General features: G+C 56.7%; 20 protein-coding genes and 4 pseudogenes. 10 read left to right on the top strand and 14 right to left on the bottom strand.

What is annotated here, in order from left to right; translation table 11 throughout:
* From QD409_RS27110 to QD409_RS27130, 5 genes are all read right to left on the bottom strand, one after another.
* Positions 1-1,116, bottom strand: a complete 1,116-nt coding sequence (locus QD409_RS27110) for an ABC transporter ATP-binding protein (RefSeq protein WP_243016884.1) — start codon at positions 1,114-1,116, stop codon at positions 1-3.
* A 134-nt stretch (positions 1,117-1,250) separates the two neighbouring features.
* On the bottom strand, positions 1,251-1,883 hold the full coding sequence (locus QD409_RS27115; RefSeq protein WP_024899992.1) for an isochorismatase family protein: 633 nt from the start codon (positions 1,881-1,883) through the stop codon (positions 1,251-1,253).
* Between the two features lie 61 nt (positions 1,884-1,944).
* Positions 1,945-2,973, bottom strand: a complete 1,029-nt coding sequence (locus QD409_RS27120; RefSeq protein WP_024899993.1) for a leucyl aminopeptidase — start codon at positions 2,971-2,973, stop codon at positions 1,945-1,947.
* Positions 2,974-2,999: 26 nt separating this feature from the next.
* A complete protein-coding gene (locus QD409_RS27125) occupies positions 3,000-3,782 on the bottom strand; it encodes an alpha/beta fold hydrolase (RefSeq protein WP_430764133.1) in 783 nt (260 codons plus the stop codon).
* Between the two features lie 12 nt (positions 3,783-3,794).
* Entirely contained in the window at positions 3,795-4,496 is a 702-nt protein-coding gene (locus QD409_RS27130) for a maleate cis-trans isomerase family protein (protein ID WP_145926120.1), read from the bottom strand.
* A 586-nt stretch (positions 4,497-5,082) separates the two neighbouring features.
* On the opposite strand from QD409_RS27130, the gene QD409_RS27135 reads away from it, so the two are divergent.
* From QD409_RS27135 to QD409_RS27145, 3 genes are all read left to right on the top strand, one after another.
* On the top strand, positions 5,083-5,490 hold the full coding sequence (locus tag QD409_RS27135; protein ID WP_024899996.1) for a Rid family hydrolase: 408 nt from the start codon (positions 5,083-5,085) through the stop codon (positions 5,488-5,490).
* A gap of 283 nt (positions 5,491-5,773) precedes the next feature.
* Positions 5,774-7,171, top strand: coding sequence for an aldehyde dehydrogenase family protein (locus QD409_RS27140; protein ID WP_024899997.1), 1,398 nt, complete (start codon positions 5,774-5,776; stop codon positions 7,169-7,171).
* A gap of 29 nt (positions 7,172-7,200) precedes the next feature.
* Entirely contained in the window at positions 7,201-8,514 is a 1,314-nt protein-coding gene (locus QD409_RS27145) for a flavin monoamine oxidase family protein (protein WP_064334256.1), read from the top strand.
* Between the two features lie 106 nt (positions 8,515-8,620).
* Here QD409_RS27145 and QD409_RS27150 read toward each other — a convergent pair whose 3' ends face one another.
* The 3 genes from QD409_RS27150 to QD409_RS27160 all read right to left on the bottom strand — a co-directional run bounded on the left by QD409_RS27150 (position 8,621) and on the right by QD409_RS27160 (position 11,846).
* Complete coding sequence (locus tag QD409_RS27150) at positions 8,621-9,052, bottom strand: pseudoazurin (RefSeq protein WP_051514968.1); 432 nt, start codon at positions 9,050-9,052, stop codon at positions 8,621-8,623.
* 80 nt (positions 9,053-9,132) lie between these two features.
* A complete protein-coding gene (gene ndhA, locus QD409_RS27155) occupies positions 9,133-11,382 on the bottom strand; it encodes a nicotine dehydrogenase subunit alpha NdhA (protein ID WP_430764134.1) in 2,250 nt (749 codons plus the stop codon).
* Positions 11,379-11,846: a (2Fe-2S)-binding protein gene (locus QD409_RS27160; protein ID WP_024900002.1), complete on the bottom strand. Its 468-nt coding sequence runs from the start codon at positions 11,844-11,846 to the stop codon at positions 11,379-11,381. The genes ndhA and QD409_RS27160 overlap by 4 nt, the downstream gene beginning before the upstream one ends.
* 283 nt (positions 11,847-12,129) lie before the next feature.
* Between QD409_RS27160 and QD409_RS27165 the strand changes: the two genes are divergently transcribed.
* Positions 12,130-12,798 (top strand): TetR/AcrR family transcriptional regulator, encoded by a 669-nt coding sequence (locus QD409_RS27165; protein WP_145926109.1) that lies wholly within the window; start codon positions 12,130-12,132, stop codon positions 12,796-12,798.
* 162 nt (positions 12,799-12,960) lie between these two features.
* On the opposite strand, the gene QD409_RS27170 is transcribed toward QD409_RS27165, so the two are convergent.
* The 4 genes and pseudogenes from QD409_RS27170 to QD409_RS27185 all read right to left on the bottom strand — a co-directional run bounded on the left by QD409_RS27170 (position 12,961) and on the right by QD409_RS27185 (position 15,604).
* Complete coding sequence (locus QD409_RS27170) at positions 12,961-13,863, bottom strand: NADP-dependent oxidoreductase (RefSeq protein WP_430764135.1); 903 nt, start codon at positions 13,861-13,863, stop codon at positions 12,961-12,963.
* A gap of 86 nt (positions 13,864-13,949) precedes the next feature.
* The gene (locus tag QD409_RS27175) at positions 13,950-14,348 is read right to left on the bottom strand and encodes a DoxX family protein (RefSeq protein WP_024900006.1); all 399 of its coding nucleotides are present in this window, start codon (positions 14,346-14,348) and stop codon (positions 13,950-13,952) included.
* 31 nt (positions 14,349-14,379) lie between these two features.
* Entirely contained in the window at positions 14,380-14,760 is a 381-nt protein-coding gene (locus tag QD409_RS27180) for a glutathione S-transferase N-terminal domain-containing protein (protein WP_024900007.1), read from the bottom strand.
* Positions 14,757-15,604: pseudogene (locus QD409_RS27185) on the bottom strand (DODA-type extradiol aromatic ring-opening family dioxygenase). The gene QD409_RS27180 and the pseudogene QD409_RS27185 overlap by 4 nt, the downstream one beginning before the upstream one ends.
* 158 nt (positions 15,605-15,762) lie before the next feature.
* On the opposite strand from QD409_RS27185, the gene QD409_RS27190 reads away from it, so the two are divergent.
* The 4 genes and pseudogenes from QD409_RS27190 to QD409_RS27205 all read left to right on the top strand — a co-directional run bounded on the left by QD409_RS27190 (position 15,763) and on the right by QD409_RS27205 (position 20,099).
* The gene (locus tag QD409_RS27190; protein ID WP_035209847.1) at positions 15,763-16,677 is read left to right on the top strand and encodes a LysR family transcriptional regulator; all 915 of its coding nucleotides are present in this window, start codon (positions 15,763-15,765) and stop codon (positions 16,675-16,677) included.
* A gap of 712 nt (positions 16,678-17,389) precedes the next feature.
* The gene (locus tag QD409_RS27195) at positions 17,390-18,262 is read left to right on the top strand and encodes an XdhC family protein (RefSeq protein ID WP_243016886.1); all 873 of its coding nucleotides are present in this window, start codon (positions 17,390-17,392) and stop codon (positions 18,260-18,262) included.
* A 459-nt stretch (positions 18,263-18,721) separates the two neighbouring features.
* Positions 18,722-19,718: pseudogene (locus tag QD409_RS27200) on the top strand (IS630 family transposase); the annotation flags it as partial.
* Positions 19,719-19,793: 75 nt separating this feature from the next.
* Positions 19,794-20,099: a helix-turn-helix transcriptional regulator gene (locus tag QD409_RS27205; protein ID WP_427142558.1), complete on the top strand. Its 306-nt coding sequence runs from the start codon at positions 19,794-19,796 to the stop codon at positions 20,097-20,099.
* Positions 20,100-20,167: 68 nt separating this feature from the next.
* Here QD409_RS27205 and QD409_RS27210 read toward each other — a convergent pair whose 3' ends face one another.
* The gene (locus QD409_RS27210) at positions 20,168-21,061 is read right to left on the bottom strand and encodes a LysR family transcriptional regulator (RefSeq protein WP_430764136.1); all 894 of its coding nucleotides are present in this window, start codon (positions 21,059-21,061) and stop codon (positions 20,168-20,170) included.
* A gap of 217 nt (positions 21,062-21,278) precedes the next feature.
* On the opposite strand from QD409_RS27210, the gene QD409_RS27215 reads away from it, so the two are divergent.
* Positions 21,279-22,181, top strand: a complete 903-nt coding sequence (locus QD409_RS27215; protein WP_427142560.1) for a VOC family protein — start codon at positions 21,279-21,281, stop codon at positions 22,179-22,181.
* 152 nt (positions 22,182-22,333) lie between these two features.
* On the opposite strand, the pseudogene QD409_RS27220 reads toward QD409_RS27215, so the two are convergent.
* Positions 22,334-23,143 (bottom strand): annotated as a pseudogene (locus QD409_RS27220) (IS66 family transposase); the annotation flags it as partial.
* On the opposite strand from QD409_RS27220, the pseudogene QD409_RS27225 reads away from it, so the two are divergent.
* Positions 23,030-23,427 (top strand): annotated as a pseudogene (locus QD409_RS27225) (hypothetical protein); the annotation flags it as partial. The pseudogenes QD409_RS27220 and QD409_RS27225 sit on opposite strands and share 114 nt — an antisense overlap.

A 23,427-nucleotide genomic window follows, 5' to 3' on the forward strand; every position in this document is an offset into this window, starting at 1 on the left:
TTAGTCTCCCAGAATCTGGGCCGCGCCGTCACGCAAGCGGATGCCGACGCGATCGCCAACAGAAATAGCTTCGGTCGACGAGTCTGCATTTTGCGTTCGCGTGACAAAAACTCCGCCTTCGCGCACGCGGACGTGATATGCGGTACCAGTGCCAAAATAGACAATGTTCATCAACTCGCCGTCGAGATGACCAGCCCCAGCCGGGACGATCTCAGCATGTTCTGGCCGCACCGCCAGCGTTACCGGGCCAGCGCGTGACCCATCCTTCGGTGCTCGCGCTCGCAATCGTATACCTGGTTCGAATTCGATACAGGCGTCCCTACCGTCAACAGAAGATAAATTGACTGGAAGGAAGTTGGTTTCGCCTATGAAATCGGCAACGAAGCGATCTGCCGGTTGATCATATATTTCTCGTGGCAGGCCGATCTGCCGGACCTTACCGGCACTCATAACCGCAATACGGTCCGACATCGTCAGCGCCTCTTCCTGGTCATGGGTGACGAAAACGAAAGTAATGCCGGTTTGCGTTTGCAGGCGCTTGAGTTCGATCTGCATTTCCTTGCGTAGCTTGAAGTCCAGCGCGGATAAGGGCTCGTCCAAAAGCAGAACCTTCGGGTGGGGAGCCAGGGCACGGGCCAGAGCGATGCGCTGCTGCTGCCCGCCAGATAACTGGTTAGTCAACCGGTCGGCCATGCGGGTCATCTGCACAAGTTCCAACATTTCCGCGACAGTTCTAGCAATCTCATCCTTTGGCTTACGCAGCATTCGCAGTCCGAAAGCAATGTTCTGCGCGCAGGTCATGTGCGGGAAGAGGGCATAGGATTGGAATACAGTGTTTACAGGTCGTAGATACGGGGGTTTGTTGATCAGATTCTCCCCGTCGAGCGTCAATGTACCGCTCGTAGCGAAGTCAAAGCCGGCGATCATACGAAGTAGCGTCGTTTTCCCACAGCCAGACGGTCCAAGAAGTGTGAAAAATTCGTTTTTTCGGATCGTCAGGGATACACTATCCAATGCTGTGTAGGCGCCTGCCCCCACCCCGTAGACCTTGCTCACATCTTTGATTTCGATCATATTCCACCCAATTTGCTGCGTTCCCGGAACGTTTTTTGTCATCAAGGCGTCCACAGTGCGTGTAACACCTCTCATTTTAGCGTTTAAGCATACACCCTATCGCGCCATTTCAGATCATTTTAGCCCTAATAGGTGTTTTGTACGGCGCACATTCATTGCATAGCGGGTGCGGCGATCTAGCGATGCGTTCGTAGAGAGCCCAGCCAATTCAAGACGTCGACAGCATCGGTCACATCGGCGTATTTTTGCTGAATATCGTACAGACTTGCATCATGCGGTGACTGCGCCCGATCGGCGCAACAGTCGCGCGGCACCAGAACGTTGAAGCCGGATTGAACAGCGTCAACGACCGTTGCCCGCACGCATCCTGACGTCGTTGCCCCCGTTACTACGACGGTATCGACACATGCAGCCGTCAGTAGCGAGGCAAGTGAAGTGCCGTGAAATGCCGAGGCACCTTTCTTAGTTAAGATCAGATCTTCCGGTCGAACCCCGGTAGTTTCATCGATCTCGACCAGACGGCTGCCCTCAAGCAACGCCGACATACCCGACGCCTTCCTGAGCCAGGCAACGTTACCCACCTCACTTGGATGATATGAGATTGTAGTAAAAATCACGAGATATCCAGCGTCGCGCGCAACATCCGCTATACGGCGCGTCATCGCGATCTCGGTGCTCATATCAGCCGCAGTTGGGTACTGTTTATCGGTGAACCCGTACGTGAAATCGACAATCACAATCGCGGGACGCGAACCCCGCTCCACTGGTCGGCCGAAACCAGCCGCTTCGTATACTTCTTCCTGCGACATCGCGCGTCTCCTACTGTGTCCGAGATGCACCGCATTTTGAGGTGCATCTCGGACTTGATCTTTATCGTTCCATTTTCATGTCCGGCACGACGATATCCCCATCGATGACGATCGGTGCGTCATCAAGGAAGAGCGAGCAGTTGCGCATCGGGATGTCGAGGTGGCAGTGTGTGTCGTTTGGACCGCCAAGCTCGTTATTAGGGCCGGTCGAGAACATAACGTTTCCGTAGAACGAACGCGGCTCCATGCCCATGCCGCCTGGAAAGGCGCCCGGCACGAAGTTATGCCATTTTGCCTGGGGGTTCATGCCCCAGCCGACATGGCTCATGCCGTAACCTTTCGGATCCGCGAAAGACTGCATGTAAGACTTGACGATTTCGGCATCGAGGCCGCCACGGATGTCGGTGATCCAGCCCTTCTCGATTGTGTAAATGATGGGCTCACGCACATAGGTGTTTTGCGGCAATAAGATATCGCCCGGCGCGACTACGATCTGGCCGTCGACGCCATCGTCGTCGCCGCCGGTGAAGACAAAGCCAGACGGCCAGTGGTCCCACCGGCCTGGTTGGTCCGTGCACGCGTACTCCGTGATCGTGGGATAGGTGTTCAGCTTGTATGTAACGTCGGTCCCGTGCTGCGACGTGATCCGCATAACCTTGGCTCTCGAGAGGATCTCGCCACCAATTTCCACCTTCTCCCGCAGTTCCTTGTAAGGAAGCATGCGAGCCAGAAGTTCAGGCGGCTCAACCGCTGTCAACACGCGCGTACCGGCGGCCTGGATCGCCATCTGCTCCGGTGAGAACAGCAGGAAGATGCAGTCGATCAACATGTCGCAGTTCTTGAGGGCCTCAACGGCATCTGGCATCGCGGCAAGGCCGGTGACGCCAACATTCCAGCCACCCGTCGGCAAGGGCGCCGGCAGGCGCATGTGGTACATGTTCGCGCCAAGACGTTGGCCAGCGGCAAGAAACGCATTTGCATAGTCCAGTCGTTCATTGCCCTGCGTGAGCACGACAAGGCGCTCGCCGTCGCGCACGCCGGACATCTTCAACTGGTGGAGGCAGATTTCGGTGAAACTCGTGTGGTCCATTGCTCAGAATCCCTTTTTTTTGAAAACTATGGTGCAAAGTCCATGACTGCGGCGAGAAAGCCCTCCAGGTCGTCCCACGGGATCATGTGCCCCGCGCGCTCGACCGTTCGCACCTCGACTGCCGGTACGAGGCGCTTGATCTCCTCGACATCGGCCGGCTCTATAACCGCTGCACCGCCTGCTACCACCAGGCGCATCGGTAGGCGGAGCGCAGGCAGATCGGCGTGGATGTCATCGGAGTGAAATCCGTCGAAGGCGGTGCGGATCGCGTCCAGTTGGCAGGTGTGCAGCCACTCGGCACGAAGGGCGAGCTGTTCTTCGCTCCAGCTCGGACAGAAATGTTTCATCTCCTCCGGCGAGCAGCCGCGCTGGGCGAGCAGGATCGAGTCCTCGTACCAGCTCCATGATGCCGGATAACCCCGTCGGCCTGGCCCACTGACGGGTGGATCGACCAGAACCAGCCCCGAGAAGGCCGACGGACACATGCGAGCGGCACGTATCCCGGTTCGCGCGCCCATCGAATGCCCGAGCAGGATCGGTCGGTCGAGGCTCGCCGCTTCAGCGACCCGAACGGCGTCCTCTGCCATGGCATCGAGCGAGAAGTCGAGCGCACCGCCTTGTGACAAGCCACGCCCACGCACGTCAAGCACATGCACGTCGAACCTTGCGGCCAGCCGTTCGGCCACAAAGCCCCAAGTGATGGCCGGCGACGTGATGCCAGGAATGAGCAGCACCTGCGGTCCCGGCCCCTCATAGTGGAGCAAGTGCTGGCGAATGCCGTTTGCGTTAACGTTGTATCCCCGAGCCAATGCGCCCTCCCCTTAATAGGCACCGGAAAGCAGCGTGCCGCCACCCGGAATGCGCGTCTCGAGGTCGAGCGCCTTCAACAGCGACCACGTGGTGGCGATCGCCGCCGTCAAGACCGGTTTACGAGTCACCGCTTCCGCTTCGGAAACAGCCGCAAGCGAGGGCATCTGAACGCAGGCGGACAGCACGATGGCATCGACATCGCTCGTGTCCATCGAACGGACGATGCCGGGCAGCTTCATCGGATCGTGTGCGGCCACCGCGAGGTTGTCGGAAATTTCGAGCGCGCGCCATACGCTGACCTCGATGCCTTCGTTGCGGATGTAGTCCACGACGAGCTCAGTGAGCGGCTTCATGTAAGGCGCGACGAGCGCGATCTTCTTCGCGCCAATCGCCTTGATGCCCTCGACCAGCGCTCCGGCCGACGTCACCACCGGCGCCGGATTGCCGTTGTCGACCGTTGCCTTGTGCAGGCGCTCCTGCGACTGGCGATGATAGCCATGCCCCATTGCCATGATTGCTACCAGACAGGCGTAACCCATCACGTCGACGCGCGCATCCGACAGTTCGAGCGCACACCGGTCGCTGTCCCTGTCCATGGCCTTCAATTCCTCGGCGGTTACATGCTTCATCCGCATGCGAGACGAGTGGAACGTGAAACGCTCAGGCGATACGAGCTCTCTGGCTCGCAACAACGCGGGTATCTCGGTTTCCATCGTAATGTTGGAGCTTGGAACGATCTGACCAATACGAAAGCGCTTCATTTGCAGGCCCCTTGTTTCGAGTAGGTTTCACCACATTAATTATTCAAAGAAAGAATTACAAGTCAAAAGTGGTTTGGGCCCATGAGGGACTCGACGCTTACCAAACCCACTGCCTGCGCCTTAAGCTCTAGTTTACCGCTCTTCTCACGTAACGTATTGTTTTCAACTCATGTTTGTCTGGCTATGTGATTTCGCCGCGGGTGATAGGGCCGCGGCATGGAGTCGCCACTCGGGCCACCGAAAGCCGCGGTGCCTTGATGACACTTGCCACGCATTTCAACTTAATATACCCTTGAATAATTACGTTCGAACCCACCTTGTTGGGGAGTGGCGGCGCGAGAGTGGCTGCTTAAGCGGCATCCGCGAGGCTATTCTCCAATCCGAACGCCCATTTGCATGGACGGTGATCCTTTTTGCACTGGAGGAAGTGTTAGGCGCACAGTTCGGAGCCGAGATTTGGAGGGGGCGCTGTCTTTCATGTCGGCGAAGAGCGTGAAATACGCGCGTTGTGCGTGAGAGCCAAGAGGAGGTCAGAAATATGAAGCCGCAATTTTTCCACAGAATACCCGAGATGGAGAACGGTTATAGCATGTCCCTTGCCGTAAGGGCGGGCGACTATGTATTCATCGGCGGTTTGACAGCCACCGATAACGCAGGGAATGAACTATTTGCCGAGGACGCCGGTTCTCAGATGAAACGTATATATGAGATACTCGGAGAAGTGCTGCGGGAATTTGGTGGGACGCCTCAGGATATCGTAAGTGAAGTAATATTTTACAATGTTGGCGCGAAAGAATATACTGAACAGCTCTTTCCCCATCGGCAAGCATTCTATGGGCAACAAGGCCCCTCGGTTGTTGGCATGCAGGTGGTCGGTTTTATAAGCCCAGCAATTCGTGTGGAGACCACAGCCGTCGCATACCTGCCACGGTCGCGCGAGCCATGAACTAGCAGCGTGTTAGCCCCGAGGAGCGCCCGGCCCATCGGACGCCAGCGATCAGTTTTGTCAATGCTCTGGCCGCAGTCCGCTAGAAACAAGATCACGAGCCGCCTGTGTCGTCCAAGTTAGCGGCGACTAATTCAGCTCCATTTTGGTGCGTACCTGCAAAGGGCTGCCAATAGATCAAAGTCTTTCGAGATGCAGTCTCGTCAAAACGGGCTTGCTCCAGCTGATCGGTACGCCTGCCCATCTATAAGCCCGCCAAAAAGTCCAATAGGAGGAAAGAAAGGTGACAAACTTCAACATGCTAATAAACGGCCGTCTAGTGCCGGGTACCGGAGAAATGCCGGTCATCGACCCGTCCACTGCCGAAATGTTTGCGACAGCACCCTACGCCAGCACCACACAACTCGAAGAGGCTGTGAGATCAGCAAAGAACGCCTTTCCTGATTGGGCCGCAACATCGTTAGAGACCCGCCGCGCCTGCTTACTTCTACTGGCGGACAGGCTAGAGCAGGAGGTCGACTACTTTGCGCGGCTTCTTACGCGTGAGCAAGGTAAACCTCTGGCGGAGGCGACGTATGAGGTCGGCGCGACGATCCGCGGCATCCGCTATTTCGCAACGTACGAGACCTCACCGGAAATACGCAGCCATACGCGGGGCAAATATGAACTGCACCGCGTTCCGTTGGGTGTGATCGCTTGCGTTACGCCGTGGAATTTTCCGATGCTTCTCGCCAGCAATAAGTTCGGTGCCGCCCTGATCACCGGAAACACCGTGATTTTGAAACCTGCGCCGACGACGCCGCTAACCTCGCTAGAGCTGGGGCGACTTGCCGAAGGTATTTTTCCGCCCGGCGTCTTCAACGTAATCTCCGATCGAAACGATCTCGGCGCAAGACTCACCGACCACCCGGATGTTGCAAAGATCTCGTTCACAGGCTCTACAGCAACGGGCAAAAAGGTGATGGCTAGCGCTGCCGGCACGCTAAAACGGGTAACACTCGAACTCGGTGGGAACGATGCAGCAATTGTCCTGGACGATGTAGACATTGATCAAGTCATCCCCGGGTTGGTCTCCGCGGCATTTCTTAATGCCGGCCAAGTCTGCGTCGCGGCCAAGCGCATATATGTTGCAGGCTCGATTTATGATGAATTTGCCGCGAAGTACGCAATCGCTGTGCAAAAGCTGAAACTTGGCTGCGGCCTGGACGAGGACGTCAACCTTGGCCCTCTCCAGAACCTCGAGCAGTTCGAGAAAGTCAAAGAGTATCTCACCATTGCGGAAAAAGATGGCATCATCATCGCTGGCGGACGGGTAGCCAACAGACCAGGATACTTCATTGAGCCGACGGTCGTTCGCGACATTACGGACGGCTCGCGGCTGGTGGACGAGGAGCAATTCGGACCAGTGGCGCCGCTGATTTCCTTCACCGATGATGACGACGCCATCAGCCGCGCCAACGCGAGTCCATTTGGTCTCGGTGCGTCGATTTGGACCAGCAATCTTACGCGCGCGCGCGCACTCGCCATGAGATTAGAATCGGGAAATGTTTGGATCAACCAACACCAGGCACTCGCTCCGGATATTCCCTTTCCCGGAGCTAAGGAGTCCGGAATTGGACTGGAAGCCGGGCCGGAGGGTTTTCACGAATTCACACGCGTACAAATCCTCAACGCAGCTTAACTCAAAAAAGTCGACGCAGGAGAAAGCACATGACAGAAAAGATATATGATGCAATCGTCGTAGGTGCCGGGTTTTCCGGTCTAGTTGCGGCACGGGAACTGTCGGCACAGGGCAGGTCGGTGCTGATTATCGAAGCCCGTCACAGACTTGGCGGCAGAACGCACGTCGTAAATTTCCTGGGTCGTCCCGTCGAGATAGGCGGTGCCGGCGTGCATTGGTGCCAACCGCACGTTTTCGCTGAGATGCAGCGCTACGGCTTCGGATTTAAAGAAGCTCCCTTAGCGGACCTGGATAAGGCTTACATGGTATTCGCGGACGGCCAAAAAATCGATGTGCCGCCTGCAACTTTTGACGAGGAGTATACCACCGCGTTCGAGAAGTTCTGCAGCCGCTCACGAGAGTTGTTCCCGCGGCCGTATTCGCCTTTGGACAATCACGAGGTCTCCAATCTTGACGGCGTGTCTGCCCGTGATCATCTCGAATCCCTTGGGTTGAACGAGTTGCAGCTAGCCTCCATGAATGCGGAGTTAACGCTTTATGGCGGCGCCCCAACCACTGAACTTAGTTACCCGAGTTTTGTTAAGTTCCACGCGCTTGCCTCTTGGGACACGATAACCTTCACTGACTCAGAAAAGCGATACCACGTGCAAGGCGGCACAAATGCACTTTGCCAAGCGATTTTCGATGACTGCCGCGCAGACTCTGAGTTTGGTGTGCCTGTGGAAGCTGTCGCGCAGACGGACAACGGTGTCACGGTGACTCTTGCGGATAAGAGGGTGTTTCGCGCGCTCACATGCGTGCTTACCTTACCGACCAAAGTTTACGCAGATGTTCGTTTCGAACCACCACTACCACCCGAAAAGCGCGCATTTATCGAACACGCCGAGATGGCTGACGGTGCGGAGCTTTACGTCCATGTACGCCAGAACCTTGGTAACACATTCACTTTCTGTGATGACCCTAACCCATTCAACGCTGTGCAAACTTACGCATATGATGATGAACTTGGGACGATCCTCAAGATCACGATTGGCCGGCAATCGTTGATTAACCTCGAGAATTTTGACGCGATTGCTGCCGAAATACGCAAAATCCACGGCGACGTCGAGGTACTTGAAGCGCTACCATATAATTGGGCAATGGATGAGTACGCCCGCACGAGCTACCCCGCCATGAGGAAAGGTTGGTTCTCTAGATACAAGGACATGGCAAAACCGGAGAACCGTCTATTCTTTGCTGGCTCTGCCACTGCGGACGGATGGCATGAGTATATTGACGGTGCGATAGAGAGCGGAATCCGAGTCGGCCGGGAAATTCGGCACTTTATGAAGGCGACCGCTTAATATTTATGCCTGGGCTCCGTGCTTGACGGAGCCCAGGCATAAGGGCCCCACTCTAGAAGGTCCCTATTTCATCTTGCGTTAACGTGTCACATTCTGCAAATCAACTTTATTTCTCTGCCTCGATCGAGGCAATAATTTGCTCCACGATTTTCTTTGCCTTACCATTGAACTTTAGCGACTTAACTTCTTCCAAATTTGCTGGCTCTCCGGCAACGATCGCGCCGATCATGCCCATCGCAAAGTGCGGGGTGCACTGGTAGACGTACACGCCAGGGACATCAATCTTAACTGAAATCTGATTGTTGATCTTGCCATTCCATGGCATTGCCCCATCAGGAATGGCATTCTTGATAGAGGCGCTGTTGTGCCCCTTATCTTTCAGGATAAATGTGACTGTGTCGCCGGGCTGGACGTGTAGAACCCTTGGTTCAAACGCCATGACTGTTCCGTCGGCCGCTTTGTTTGTCATTTCCACTTGGTGATCTGCAGCCCACAATACAGTAGGAAGCAGGAGTGCAGACGCTGCAGAAAATACTATGGTGTGAAAATTCAAGAGTTCTTCCTTATGATTGTAAGAGCCGCTGGGCAACGGCTCTTAACTGTCGGCGCGCCGAGTTTCTATACTAACGACAGTTCCTTGATCGGTAGGGACCTAATCCTCGGTCCGCCAGCGTCAGCGATGGCGTTAACCAAGGCGGCAATCGTGATTGGAACGGCATCCTCCCCAACGCTCTGCGGCGAGCCCTCGCTTGGCAGCAGATTTATTTCGATCTCCGGCACCTGAGCGATGCGAAGGATCGGGTAATCATAAAAATTGTTCTGCTGCACCTGGCCGTTCTCCAAGGTGATCTCGCTATAGAAGGCGTTCGTCAAGGCGTACGAGATGCATCCTTCAAGCTGCTGCCTTACAATATCCGGATTGATGATAGTGCCAGCGTCGATGGTAATCGCGACCTTATCTACACGGACGGAGGCGTCCTTGATCGTTACGTCCACCACCGCCGCCTTCGACGACGACTCGTAACCAAGGTAATAAGCGGTGTCGCTCACCGCTATGCCTCGGCCCGAGCCATTCTTTGCGCGCCCACCCCAGCCAGCTTTCTCGGCAGCCGCATCGAGGACCCGACGCAGAGTCTTTGAGCGTGCGACTGCGATGTCGTACTGCTCAAGGTCCTTCGGGATGAGGGATGGGTCGAGCAACGCCCTATACAAATCAACGGAGTCCTTATGTGCCAATACCGCCAGTTCGTTGAGAAAGCCGAAGTTCATCCACAAGTGCTGCGTCAACCCCACCCCCCTCATCCATCCGAACGGAATGGGTGTAGTCTTGTCGCGTTGGTAGGCAATATGCATGTTAGGGAAGAAGAACGGAAAATGCGTTCCACCATAGGACTGTAACGCCGCCTGTGCGCTAGCGATCCGGCACGACCAGGTGTCGATGTTTCCATCTTCGTCGAGCGCACCTGCGAATTTCACGACTGTAAGCGGTGTATAAGTGCTGTGCTTGATGCATTCCTCTCGACTCCAAAGCACTTTCACCGGCGTTCCTGACATTGCTTTGCCGATCTGAACTGCCTGATAAACGAAGTCGTTCTGGACACGTCGGCCAAAACCGCCGCCGCACTGCATCAGGTTGAACTTTACGTTCTCCGGCGCCAAGCCCGTCAGTTCAGTCGCAATTCGATGCGCATCGTCGGCATATTGGCTCCCGGCCCACACGGTCGCTTTGGATTTCTCAATTAGTACTGTGCAGTTAAGCGGCTCTAAGGGCGCGGGATCCATGAAAGGAAAAACATATTCAGCTTTCAGTGATAGCTTAGCTTCTTTGATCCTTTTGCCGACGTCACCCGTCTCAACCAAGACAGGCAACTCACCACTTGCCTGCGTGGAAAGCGCTGTCTTCAACTTATCTGACGTCAAACCAGCATGGGATCCGCCATCCCACTCAATCTCCAATGACTCCAGCGCGGATTTGGCTTCCCACCAGCTATCAGCGACAACGGCGACCGTATCATCAATATTTACCGCCGCCGCCCAGAGATCGGGGTCCTCTCCATCCGGTACAGGCGAATTGTAGCCGACAAATCCGCCTTTAATTTGGACGATCTGAGGATTACCAGGCAAGTCCTTCAGTGCCTCGTCGTCGACCCGCACCAACTTACCGCCAAAGACAGGGGATTGCTGCACGGCGGCGTAGCGCATACCTGGCAAATCAATATCAATGCCGTAAACAATCTCTCCGCGTGTTGCAGGCACAGTACTTAAGGGGGATATCGGCTTGCCAATGAAGCGTCGATCGGCAACCGATTTGTATACGACCTTCTCAGCTAACGGAGGGGTCAGCTTAACCGCTGCTGCGGCAACGTCGGCATAATTTACGCTGCGGCCGCTCTTGCCATGGTGCACTTGATTCCCACCAGTCGTCAGCTCTTCCGTCGGGACCGAAAGGCGTTCTGCGGCCGCTTCAAGGAGCATGGCCCGCACTTGCGCTGCCGCGAGCCGCGAGGGTGCAAAGAGATAATGTGCGGACAAACTTCCAAGTGTCGTGGTCCAGACGTAGGGCGTGYCGCGAGCCTYGCTAATGGCGGGATCGTAAAATGCCACAGACATCTTTTCCCAGTCTGCATCCAACTCTTCGGCAAGCATCTGCGGAATTGTCGTCGTTACGCCTTGCCCTACTTCGGTTTGCGGAACCGTGTAGGTCACTGTGTTGTCCGGGTTGATGACGATCCAGGATAGTATTTCCACCCCTTCGGTTGCTGGCGCGGTACTTGACTGCGCGCCTGAGCGGGTAATCGGGAAGAGCACCGCCCCTGCAAGTGCTCCCGTGCCAAGTAGAAATGCGCGACGATTGACAGAGACGCTCATTGAGCTGCTCCTTTCAGCATAGCTGCAGCGGCATGAATGGCCGCGCGGATGCGAGGATAAGTGCCACACCGACAGATATTGGTGAGCTCCCTATCGATGTCCTCGTCTGTCGGCGAGGGGTTCTTGGCCAAAATATCGGATACGGCCATGATCATGCCGGACTGGCAATAGCCGCATTGCGGCACGGCATGCTTGATCCATGCCTGTTGAACCGGATGGGAATGATCAGCGCTCAATCCTTCGATCGAAGTCACCGATCCCCCCGCAACACTTTCGACGGTAGTTATGCAGCTTCTTACGGCCTCGCCGTTGAGATGAACGGTGCATGCACCGCACTCGCCGACGCCGCAGCCGAACTTCGTGCCCTTAAGCTTGAGGTAGTCGCGAACGACCCAAAGCAGTGGCGTAGCCGGATCGACATCGACCGAACGCGCGCTGCCATTAACAGTAAAATCGACTTTCATTTTTTTCACCTCCGGAGTGTGGTCCCGTTTGTCGCAGATCGTCTTTTGTGGCAGTTTGCCAAAATTATTCACAATAGTAAATACATTTGGTTCCTCTCTAAACGCGCGACGGATACGAATAGAATGGTGAAGAAGATAGGCATCGAAAATTCGACATTTGGCCCTACATTGACGGGATTAACGATTCCGGATAATTCCACACTCGCCTAAATTAAGTGCGTAAGCCTGTGGTCATGTGTGTTTCCATGAAACGGAATCAGGCTTTTAAAAACACGGAATGTGCATGCGCAAACAACCCCACCAGCGCCGCCGGCCTGGCCGCCCCTCGCATGATGGTGACCTTAAAGAGACTATCCTGGACCACGCCGAGATTGTTTTTGCGGAGCGGGGATACTCTGGGGCGAAGACGCGCGAAATAGCGGCGAATGCTGGGGTAAATCAAGCGCTTATCCGCTATTATTTTGGAGACAAGGAATCGCTTTTCGACGAAGTTTTCCGGCGGCGCGGGGGTATATTGTCGGGTACCCGACATGTTCTGCTCGACAAATTGCTGGAAGAGGCTGAGCGCCCAGCTGTCGAGGCAATCGTAAAGGCCTATCTGCAGCCCCAGTGGGACATGAAGTACAGCAACGAGAACGGCGCTTCTTTTGTACGCCTGCAAGCCCGTCTGCATGCCGAGCAAGAGGAGCACGCTCTCCGCCTACGCCGTGAGGTTTATGACGCCTCTGTTCGACGATACATTGACGCTCTCCAAACCGCGATGCCTGGCATACCGCGTGATCTTTTGAGCGTACGCATGGCGTTCCTAGTAGGCACCTACATGTTCATGCTGAACGACCTAGGCCGTATCGGCGACCTGACAGAAGGAAAGGTCTCATCGCTCAGTAAGGAGGCTATGCTCGAGAACCTCGTCGCCTTCCTCTCTGCGGGGTTACGGGCGCCGGCCAGCTAAGTTGATTGGCGTAGGCTACAATCGAGGACTGACGCGGGTGCGTAGCCACTCCGCATAGGCTGGCTGGCCCATTTCGAGAGGTTGATCTGGCACCCCCGCCAACGACCCGCCCAGAATTGGCGGATCGAGGGAGCATTCAAGGCGGAGCCGCGTCGGTCTTTCTCAGTGTCTGAGAACGACTTTTCCGCGAGCCCCTGCCGCCACCGCGTTATGGGCCGCACCGATCTGATCCAAGGTCAGGGTCTTGGAAATCGGGATCACCAGCGATCCGCTGACGGCGGCGACCAGCACTGTGTCGAGCATGGCCGCGTCGGTGCGGTGGTAAATTTCAAAGATCGTAACCCGGTTGCCGGCATTGGCGCCTTCGGGTACTGGAACGATGCTCGCAACCTTGCCGCCGTCGCGAACATTGCCGATGAGGTGGTCGGCCACCGGGCCAGCGGTGCTGATCGCATAGTCGAAGCTCGGGCGTGCGGTGGGAACCGTGATATCGAGCACCTCGCCAGCCAGTTCCTGACCTTCGTGCAGCCGTTCTGGCCTGACGCCGGCAACCGGCATTGCGCCGATCTCCTGGAGATATTGGATGGCGGAACGTCCGACCGTGCCAAGGCCGCCTGAAACGAGGACCCGGTCTCCAGCCTTAACGTCGATCGCCTCGACGGTCTGCCGGCCGGTAAGGCCTGCCTTCACCAACGAGGCACCCTGCTCGAAACTCAGGCCTGCCGGCAGTTTCGCCACGGATGTGGCCGGAACCACTCCGAATTCTGCATGCGCCCCTTTGCCGTTTGCCGCGAAGTCGGCGACAACCCGCTCTCCGACCACGAAGCCGGTCACGCCTTCGCCAAGTTCGGCGATGGTGCCGGCGGCGWCGCCGCCGAGCACTGCCGGCAGTTGAAGCGGAATGAATTGGGCCATGTAGCCCTGGCGGAGAATAAGGTCGAACGGATTGACGGCGGATGCCTCGATCTTGATCAGGACTTCGCCGGGTCCGGGGGCCGGTGTCGGAATATCCCCGATTTCGAACTGATCGACATCACCGTAGGATTTGAGAAGTGCGGCTTTCATTTGTGGCTCCATCTATCGTTTCGTGTGCGCGAGGGGCCCGCCGCCMGACGGCAGCCAAGCCCCTGCGTTTCCGGATGGCGGCCGTCTCAGGCCATGGCGGAACGACGAGCGCTGTCGAGCGTCCACGCGCCACCGCCATTCGCGGCGATGAAGAGGAAGATAAAACAGTACAGGATCGCCGGCTCGCCCATATTCAGGGACGGCCAGAAGCCATAGGGCGTGTGGACCATGAAGTAGGCGATGGCCATTGTGCCCGAAGCAATGAATGCCGCGATGCGGGTCTGATAGCCGACGATCATCAGGATCGAGGTGATCACCTCGATGACACCGGCGATGATCATGATGGTCGGAAGCGGATAGGATACGCCCTGTACAGGACCCGGAAACTGAAGCAACTTCATCGTTGCGTGCTCGAGGAACAGAAGGGCCGCCATGATGCGCAGGGCCGTGAGGGCGTAAGGCGCCCATTTGCTGATATTGGTCATTGAGGTTCTCCAAAGAAGTTTTTGTCAGCGATTAGGCGGCGGAAGCCGCCTTCTTGAGCTCCATGTTTTCCTTCCAGAGCCTCATCGAAATTGCGAACACGCCATCGACGTAGTTCCGGTAGACCGTCATGCCGGCCGGATCGCGGCCCGTCTTGGCGGCAAAAAATTCAATGATGTCGTCGGATTCTGCGATGTAGCGGCCGGGCTCAAGCTGGGCGGCGGGAAAGCTCACCTTGTCGAGATGCGATTGAAGCTCCGCCCGGATCGTTTCCTCCTGCTCCGTGCCGGGCACGAAATTGCGGCTTTCGACTTCCGAGGCCAGTCCCGTTTCCAGAAGGAACAGGCGGACCTTGAGGCAGAAGGGGCAGTTTTCCTTGAGGTAGATGACCGGTTTGAAGGTTTCGCTGGTCATTGCGCGTCTCCATTTGATTGCGGGGCTGAGGGGGCGTGTCCGAAGCGGAAGCTCGATGCGGTGAGCCCGCCTCCGAAGTCTTTCTGGTGATAGGTGGTGGCGCCCGGTTCGTCCTCGGCGGCGCCGACCACCACCATCAGCGGGATGAGGTGGTCCTCGCGCGGATGAGCCGCGCGGGCAGCGGGCGCCAACTCCCATTCGATCAGCCGCTCGGTGCGCTTGTCGGATGGCGAATTGACCAGCGTCTCCTGGAGCCAGGCGTCGAAACGGCGGGACGGTTCGTATCCCCAGGTGCCGCGCATGGCCGACAGGTTGTGATAGCTGAGACCGCTACCGATAATCAGGACGCCTTCATCACGAAGGGGAGCGAGCGCCCGGCCGACATTGATGTGCAGTGCCGGATCGTAGCCCGCATCCAGCGAAAGCTGGACCACCGGAACATCCTCGTCCGGATAGAGTGGCTTCATGATGCTGAAGGTGCCGTGATCGTAGCCGCGCGTCGGATCAAGCGCCGCTTCGATAGCCCTTGCGCGCAGCAACCGCTGTACGCGATTGGCGAGGTCCGGCGAGCCCGGGGCTTTGTAGGTGATGTGATAGAGGTGCTCCGGAAAGCCGTGGTAGTCGTAGACCATGCCGGGCTCCACGCCCGAGGAATGGCAAAGCCCTTTTCCTCCCAGTGGCCCGAAACTACCAGGATCGCCTTCGGCTTGTCGCCGAGTTCGGCGCGCATGTCGATTAGCGACTTCTCCAGCACGTCGAACATACGGCGGAACTCGCCTGTCATGTATGGCCAGGGACCGCCGCCATGGCTGATGAAATAAGTCGGGAGTCGAGAATCGGTCACCGGATTATCCTTCACAACATACCGTGAATGCCGCGGCTCGTGGCGCCGTTGGAAAAGCGAGCCTCCGACGACGCCTGTTGAGGAAGAGTTTGATTTTTTCTCAGTCGTTGATCAATGTGACATTTATTGAAGAACTATTTCCTGGATGTTGATGATCGATGGATACGTTGACGAGCCTGCGGGTGTTCTGCACCGTTGCGGAACTGAAAAGCTTTACTTCTTCCGCCACTCGCCTCGGCATCTCGCCGGCTATGGCGAGCAAACATGTGATACAGCTCGAAAGCCGGCTGGGGACGCGCCTGCTCAACCGAACTAGCCGCCGTGTCAGCCTGACGGAAACTGGACGGCTCTACTTCAATCAGACCAGGCAGATGCTCGAAGGGTTGGACGAGGTGGAGGCGGCCATCGGCAATGTCATGGTGGCGCCCCGGGGCACACTCAAGCTGAGCGCGCCGGTATGGACGGCAAGCGCCTACTTTGCCGATATGCTGGCAGAATATAAACGGCGTTATCCCGACGTCTGCCTGGACGTGGATCTAAGCGGCCGGATCGTCAATCTGGTGGACGAAGGCTTCGACCTAGCCTTGCGGGCAACCACGCGCGATCGGCTGGATCCCGGCCTCGTCGCCCGCCCGCTGGCCGATGTCGAGTTCATCCTGCTGGCCTCGCCTGATTACCTGAAGCGAACGGGACGGCCGCGAAGTATCGCCGAACTCAATGGCCACGCGATGCTTCGCTACAGCGGCGTCAACCTGGGCGAGAGCATGTCGCTGGAAGGGCCCGAAGGCCGGCAGAACGTCACGTTCCGCAATGTGATGCTGAGCGACAACGAGACCGTCCTGTACCTCGCGGCCCTTCGGGGAATGGGTCTGGTGTTCCTGCCGAAATGGATGGTGGACGAGGATATTGTCGCCGGCCGGCTGGAGACGGTGCTTCCATTTGCGCTTGGCTTCAGCAGCACGCTTCACGCCGTCTACCCAAGCCGAAAATACCTTTCAGCAAAGGTCCGCACCTTCATCGACTTTATGACGGCGAACTTGCAGGGACTAGAAAAAACACCCTTACGCAGTTAGCCTATCCGAATTCACAGAAATACAGAAATCGCCGAATTTTGCCCCCCATAATCGCTTAACGCAGTTTCCGACGATCCTTAATCGCCACTTAGATTCTCCCTCGGTTGCTACCGACGCCACAAGCGCGAGTGCGCACCTACACCTACGACTGGCATCGAATATCGATGCGTCAAGATCGATTTGTGTGGCTCGTTATCACCGTTTTGGTCGATCACCCACCTTTCTGCTTGAAAATTCCACATCACGAAGCTGCGGCGCGTCCTATCGAATTAACAATTCCTATTGTGATTAATTTTGTTTCAACGGGACGCTGGGACGTGTATTGTCCCCTCATTGAGCGTGCGAGACATCAAGCGAACGAGAATATAGGCGTGTGGTAGACTGCATGTCCGACTGCGCAATCGATTGCCAGGCCTGACGCGGATGCAACTACCGAAACTAACAGTCATAAATGCAGAAGAGCGCCCGTCATTCATCAGGCTTCTCGGTTCCCGCCGGTAGATTGCCACGATAAGCACTTGCGGCGCTAACAGAAGTACGCCGTCCGCTCGCTCGCAAGACGGTAGCGATAAGGGGAGCGGCTGCCACTTCCTCGACGCTGCGCCAGGTCGCACACACTCGATTCGCGAACCTAAATTGTTTGGTTTTGTAAGGGACCGTTATGCTCACGACTTCGAATGAATTGCCCTTAACGTCACCGACTAGAGCAGTCATGACCGACGATCCAGCCGAAATCCTCTCATTGGCGGCTTCTTGGCTGCGAGAAGGAGACGTTGCTCTAGCAACGCTTATCGAAATCCGCGGTGGTTCCGCCCGGTCGCTAGGGTCCCAGATCGCCGTTGCCTCAGACGGCCGCTTTTGCGGCTACATATCGGGCGGTTGTGTGGAAGCAGCGGTCGCTTTTGAAGCAATGCTGGCTATATCACAAGGTCGGGACCGTATGATAACGCTTGGCGAAGGTTCGCCCTACTTTGACATCGTACTACCGTGCGGTGGCGGCATCAAAGTTGCGATTCACCTCCTGCGAGGAATGGGCGAGATACAATGCACTCTGGAGCGCCTCACAAAAAGGGTTCCGACAGCACTCAGTTACTCTCCGGGCTCCCAGACCCTCACGGTTGCCGATCCGCCGGCCATATCTGGGTGGGACGGAGAAAGTTTTCTAGTTAAGTACGTCCCGTCGCGCCGGATCGCCCTGTCTGGAAACGGGATCGAAGCTGAAACACTTTCTCGGATTGCAGCAGCATGCTCTTATGATGTCGTTTCCATTGTTGATGCCGGCCGCGACTTAGAAGGCTTGCTTGACAACTTCACCGCCGTTGTCTTGCTTCACCATGATCTCGAGCGTGAACGTCCAATCCTCCGCGTTGCTTTAAGATCTAGCGCATTTTATATCGGTGCTCTAGGGAGTGCCCGTACACACCAGAAACGTCTGGAACGACTGCGAGATGACGGGGTGGAAGACTCCGAGCTCGAGCGCATCAGGGCACCGATTGGAATGTTTGGGCCAGCAAGAGAGGCAAACTCACTGGCTCTTTCCATACTTGCAGACATAGCGGCTAGACAAATAATTGCGGATAAATAGCTACCTTTCGCTGTTTCGACGTCGAGATATCCCGTTGTTCTGAGGTGGCCCGATTATGTCAGTGCATCGGACCGCCTGCCTTAATGTGCTCCGGCGTGCAAATTTGGTTCTGACTCGAATTGGTTGATTTTGAAGATTCAGGTGGCTTTGGTTTTCAAAGGGGGATCAGTGCCATACGCGCTCGGTTTCGCCTTTCCATTCTCACCCCGCCCGGTTTGGCGGCAGAACAGGTTTGTAGACGTCTCTCCCAGACCCTGACCTGTATTGCTCAAGTCTGGCCAGCATCCGAAAACGAAGCCCTCATGCCCTGGAACTTCGTATGCACCGCCTACATTATCGGCGGCGGTTGCAGTAAAGGACCTGCAATCAGGAAGTAATACGCCGCCTCGCTGACCTCGACTCTTTGGCCTTCCCAAAGCGCGGTGAATCTGAATCTCTGGTGCAAACCGGAGGTCTGCGATGCGATCAGGGATTTCGTTACGGGCGGATTTTGCTGGGGCCGACCTGCAGCGACTGGCGCGGCAGACGAAGGACGCAGCTCAGGCACGACGTTTGTTGGCACTGGCCTTGATCTACGATGGAGGCTCGCGTTCCGATGCCGCCCGCCTCGGCAATGTGACGCTCCAGATTGTCCGGGACTGGGTCATGCGCTTCAACGAGCGCGGCCCCCAAGGCCTGATCAATGGCAAAGCTCCTGGTCAGCAGTCGCGGTTGAACGATCAGCAGCGTGCGGCCTTGGCGCAGGCCATCGAGCGTGGGCCAACACCCTATCTCGACGGCGTTGTTCGCTGGCGTCTGTGCGATCTGGCGCAATGGCTTTGGGAAGAGTTTCGTGTTTCGGTGAGCRAGCAAACGCTGAGCCGTGAAGTCCTGACCATGGGCTATCGCAAGCTGGCTGTCCGGCCCAAGCATCACGCTCAAAACCCTCAAGCCATTGAGGATTTTAAAAAAGTTCCCTGCCGCAGTGGCAGAGATTGCCGCTGGAGCGGCCCGAGGAAAACGCATAGAGATTTGGTTCGAGGATGAGGCCCGTATCGGGCAGAAGAACAAGATCACGCGCCGTTGGGCCAAGCGTGGAACACGGCCTTCAGCACCGCACGATCAGCGCACAAGGTCGGCCTACATCTTCGGCGCAATCTGCCCGAAGCTCGGCAAGGCGGCGGCGCTGGTCATGCCATGGTGCGACACCTACGCAATGACCCAGCATCTGGCCGAAATCGCCCGTCACGTCGATGACGACGCGCACGCGATCCTCATCATGGATCAGGCAGGCTGGCACATGTCCAACAATCTCGTCGTGCCCGAAAACATCACCATTCTGCCTTTGCCGCCGAAATCGCCGGAGCTGAACCCGGTCGAAAACCTCTGGCATTTCATGCGCGACAACTGGCTATCAAACCGCGTGTTCAAATCATACGACGACATCGTCGATCATTGCTGCGATGCCTGGCGAAAGCCGCATCGCTTTTCACCGTGGCTTGGACGTATCACACCGGCCATGCCACGGCACGTGAAGAGAGCGATCGAGTTCATGATCGCCAACATTGCGGAGCCTTTGACGCTTGATAAAATTGCCGCCGTAAGCGGAGTGAGTGAGAGGGCCCTTCAGATGGGCTTTCGGCAATTTAAAATGACGACGCCGATGGCCTATCTGCGATATCTGAGGCTTGAGGCCATGCATCAGGATCTCAAAGGTGGTCAACCCGGCATGGAACTGAAGGAGGTTGGCTTAAGGTGGGGGTTCCTCCACATGGGACGCATGGCAGCCGAATATCGCAGCCGATATGGCGAACTACCCTCAGAAACCTATAAACGAGCTCACGGAATGAATCACTGAACCGCTTCATCTTAGCGAGAAGTGTGCAAACGCGGCAACGCGCAGGGCCGCAACAGTGGTTTGCTGCACTATTGGGCGGAGAACTGCTCAATGAGCCACCGACCCGCCGGTCCGAGTGCACGGCCATTCTGATGTGCAATGACGAGGGGAAAGCCAGGCATTCTGGCGGATCCCTCCCAACGGTCAAGTTCCAATTCCACTAGTCGACCTGCGGCAATATCGTCTACGACAACAGACTTCGGCATAGATCCCCATCCGACCCCTTCCAAGATCAGTCTGTGCTTCGTTTGAATATCGCTAACGCGCCAGTGATTGACCGCGTGAACCCCGTAGTCGCGCCCCTTATCCGTTCCAAGCGCGGTGCCCAATACCAGTTGTGTGCAGTCAAGCAACATCGCCGCATTCAACTTTCCTCTGATCTTGCCTAGTGGATGGCCGGGTGCTGCAACCGCAATAAGGTCGACCCATCCGCATTGATGCCGCTGCAACTCCTTCGATAGTGGTTCATGCTCAGTCAGTAGTCCGATATCGGCGCTACCTTGGCATAGAGCTTCGATGGCAACGGAAAAGGAGACCGTCGATAGATGGACGCAAACGCGCGGGAAGCGCGTGTTGAACGCACCAAGGATCCGGCCGACAGGAACCTCCGTCGCGTAAGGTACCATGACGAGCGAGATTTCTGCCTCCAACCCCTGAGCGATACCGTGGGCATGCTGGCGCCAGTCCGCAATGTCGTGCAGGATGCGCCTAGCTCTGGGGAGCAAAGCAATTCCGGCCTCAGTCAACGTTGGGCGGTATGTTGACCGGTCAAAGAGTGCAAGCCCGCTTTGCTCCTCAAGCTTCTGTATAGCGTAGGTGATCGCCGATTGCGCCCGGGACAACTGTCGTGCGGCGGCGGCGAAACTGCCTTTCTCGACAACTGTCACGAAGACCGTGAATTGATCGATCGTCAGGGCGTCCATGGTGACTATCCCTCTCGCCGAGTGGTGAAGCTATTTTTGTGCATGTCATTCCAATTTTTTGAACTAGATGCTCGAAATTTAACTCATTTTTTTGAAGGGTATTCACAGTTATATGTCGTTTCCCAAAGCTGCACGCGCCGCGCCAGAAGTCTCGCCAATACGATCGTAAGCGCGGGGCCATGCAGGCGGCCCCGGGAAAAAGGAGACAGTAGCAACTATGGCCAGCACCGACTACTTCGATCACAACACTGCTCCCATTCAAATAGGTCTGGTTACACTTAAAGTGCGAAATCTACCACTCGTCTCAACCTTCTATCAGGAGGCACTCGGGCTTGAAGTGTTGTCGACCGGACCGGGCCAAGCCCTCCTAGGCGTGGACGGCTTCGCACTCCTCAGGCTTTCCGGTGACCCTAGCCTTGCTCCCCATGATCAACGAAACGCCCGTCTTTACCATGTCGCTTTCGCTCTGCCGAGCAGCAGGGATCTTGCACGATGGCTTCTTCATGCGATTGAAAAGCGGGTGCCGCTGCAGGGCACCTCGGACCACCACACGCACGAGGCGATCTATCTTGCCGACCCGGAGGGCAATGGCATTGAAATTTATGCTGACCGCCCGATGGCGCATTGGCAGGCGCAGGATGGCACGATCCTGACGACCAGTACTCCTCTCGACATCAATGATCTATTGGCTGCAGCCAATCTGACTTCCTGGCAGGGGCTGCCTTCGGGCAGCGTTATCGGCCATGTCCATCTTCGGGTGGATCAAACAGGCAAAGCCGAGCATTTTTTCGGCAAGGTTCTTGGCTTTGAAGTGTCATTGCAACTCCAGGGAGCATCCTTCTTCGCGCGGGGTGGCTACCACCATCAAGTTGCCTGCAACAACTGGGGCGGGCAATCCTTTGCAGGGCATCGTCAGAAAATGACAGGTCTGGAAACCTTCGAGATCATTGTGCGGCACAAACAAGAACTCCCACGGATCGCCGAGCGGGCAGAAGCCTCAGGAATCTACGTCGAATGGAACGAGAGCACTCTTTCGCTGCGCGATCCCTGGGACACTACGATCGTTCTGAAGAGTAAGGAAGGAGCAGATGCGCCTCAATGCCAAGTGGTCGAAGGCTGAAAACGCGAAGGTGCCGACGGATAGAGGGGATTGGCCGCCGAGCCGAACCGCTACAACTTCTAAAATAGTTGCGTTTAGTCTTGTCCATGGGCGGCTCCCTTCGTTTGAGATCTTAACAACCTCACTCTGGCACATTTCGATGCCGTTCGGGGCCGTCCACCCCAACACATGAAGGATGTGCTGGTGGCCCCCCTGTCCTTTTCCTTCAGCACCTGGACCGTCGTCTCGTCACCATGGATCAGCGGTTGCGATCTGAGCCGCCGTTTCAGCGCGTCATAGATGCGAGAGAGATGCCTCTCGCTCGAGCCGATCACCCAGTGACCCAGAGCACCACGGCTGACAGGAACGCCGGCGCGCTCGAAGGCCTGCGCCAGACGGTAGGGCGGTGTGCCATCGACATATTTGTGGACCAGTGCAAATGCCAGCGTCGAGGCCGTGGCGATGCTGCCCGGCAAGGGCTGCGCGGGCATTGGCGCGAGAACGACAGGCGTGTTGATGCCGGTCCGGTCGCAATGGCGGCAGGCGTACTTGAACCGCACATTTTGCAGGACCTTGGCCTTCACCTCGATATGGAGCTGCTCGGTGACGGCCTCACCCATGCGATGCATCTGATGACGGCAGCAAGGGCAGGCCTTCTGGTCGTCGGCAAGGTCATACTCGACACGCTCGCGCGGCAGGTGTTCCGGCAGGGGCTTGCGGCCACGCTTCTTGCCCTCCGGTTTCTCGATCGTCGCAAAACCGGTTTCCGGCAGGTCGAGACCTCGCCATCTTCTCCGCTGGCGTCGTCTTCATCGGCAACCTGCTCGGCTTCATCGAAGAACATGCTTTTCGCTCTTCGGCGCAAAACGATGCAGCCGCGCCAGCTCCAACTCTTCCTCGAGCTTGACCACGCGGGCGCTGAGCGCTTCTTCCTCAGCTTTCAGCGCGGCGATTTCGGCAGCATTTGCCGCCAACTGCGCCATCAGTTCTGCAACGCTTGGTTCGCCGGTTCGATTCATCGGATTCTTGAATCTGAACCGCACCACCGCGTCAACCGCAGAAGTTCAGAGTCGTCAGCCGGCGATCTGATATTGCCGCACAGGGTTGCGCACCATGGCGTCGATATCGATGCCGTCGAGAATTCAGTGAAGCTGCTCAGTCGAAAGCGTCACCACCGCCGTCTCCCGGCATGGCCATCTGAACCGATCTTCGGTCAATCGCTTCAGGACCATCACAAAACCGGACCGATCGAAGAACAGGAGCTTCA

Source organism: Rhizobium sp. BR 315 (assembly GCF_050577975.1).
GTDB classification, from domain to species: domain Bacteria; phylum Pseudomonadota; class Alphaproteobacteria; order Rhizobiales; family Rhizobiaceae; genus Rhizobium; species Rhizobium miluonense.